The sequence below is a fragment of the Actinomycetota bacterium genome (genome assembly GCA_030650795.1).
Taxonomy (GTDB): domain Bacteria; phylum Actinomycetota; class Actinomycetes; order S36-B12; family S36-B12; genus UBA11398.
The window spans coordinates 1-1,095 of the sequence record JAUSDJ010000027.1 but is presented as its reverse complement, the minus strand read 5'-3'; the positions used below and the strand labels follow the sequence as shown (position 1 = coordinate 1,095).

2 protein-coding genes are annotated in these 1,095 nt (G+C 56.7%); both read right to left on the bottom strand.

Annotated features, from left to right (window positions below; translation table 11 throughout):
• Nucleotides 1-577: IS630 family transposase (locus Q7L55_09010; protein MDO8732691.1), on the bottom strand; the 577-nt coding region annotated here is incomplete at its 3' end.
• Nucleotides 577-1,020, bottom strand: coding sequence for a helix-turn-helix domain-containing protein (locus Q7L55_09005; protein MDO8732690.1), 444 nt, complete (start codon nucleotides 1,018-1,020; stop codon nucleotides 577-579). The genes Q7L55_09005 and Q7L55_09010, both read right to left, overlap by 1 nt.
• Between the last annotated feature and the right edge of the window lie 75 nt (nucleotides 1,021-1,095).

Sequence of the window (1,095 nt, the reverse complement as noted above, 5' to 3'; positions counted from 1 at the left end):
GGGCTTGCTGCCAGGCATCGACTTCAGATTGCAAAAGTTCTCGACTGGCAATGCGCCGATCCAGGCATTGACGACTGAGAATTCCGATCTCGATCTCAGCCATGTTCAGCCAGCTCGCGTGCTTCGGGGTGTAGTGAAATTGCACGCGACGCAAAAGCTTCGCGGCCGCGCGGTTGCCAAGCACATCATCGAAGCACTTTCTGAAGTGCGTGTTCAGGTTATCGAGCACCAAGTGAATTCGTCGTGCCTTGGCGTATGCCCCAGTGAGCAACTCATCGATGAAGGCGACGAAGTCAATCTTTGCGCGACGCTCAGTGACCGAGACAATTCGTTGCCCCGCTTTGGGCTCGACGGCAACGAACAGATTGGTGGTGCCGTTGCGCACGTACTCGTAGTCCTGCTTGCTTGGGTTGTGCTGTGTCATGGGCAGCGGCTCGCGGCTGTGGCCAATAAGCTGCAGGCTCTTCTCGTCAATGCAAATGACCGGTTCTGCCTTGGATATGGGTCGCGCGTACAGTTCGAGCAGGGCGTACATGCGAGCACGGTATTCTTCGGTCAGCTCCCCGATGCACCACATCACTCTGCGCCAAGGCTTGAGATCGTTTTTTTGAGCATGCGCCGCACCGTTTCCCGACTCACGGATTGCATGCCCGGCTCTTGGCGAGCAGCTCGTTCGAGTTCGACCATGGTCCATCGCTGGTGTCCCTTGGGTGGGGTTGAGCAGGCCAATGCGATCACGCGCGCCTCGGCGTTGGTGTCGTACTGGCGCGGGCGTCCTGAACGCTCTACATCGAATACCGCCAACTCCACACCGCCTTGCAAATATGCCGCACGGGCGCGCCATACGGCTGTACGACCAATTCCCAACACCGCCATGATCTGGGCTTCGGGAATGTCCCGGTCCAGGCAAGACAGTACATGTGCACGATTGACCTCTCGCGCTTGGTGCAATCCCTTGCTGCGAATTCCTTCGATGACCGAGCGATCCTTCTCGCTCAACTTCAGTTCTGTCTGACGCATGACCACTCCCCTGTATGCCGGATGGCGATAGTTGAAGTGTAATCATGTTTCGTTATTTGCATGTCAATATACTAG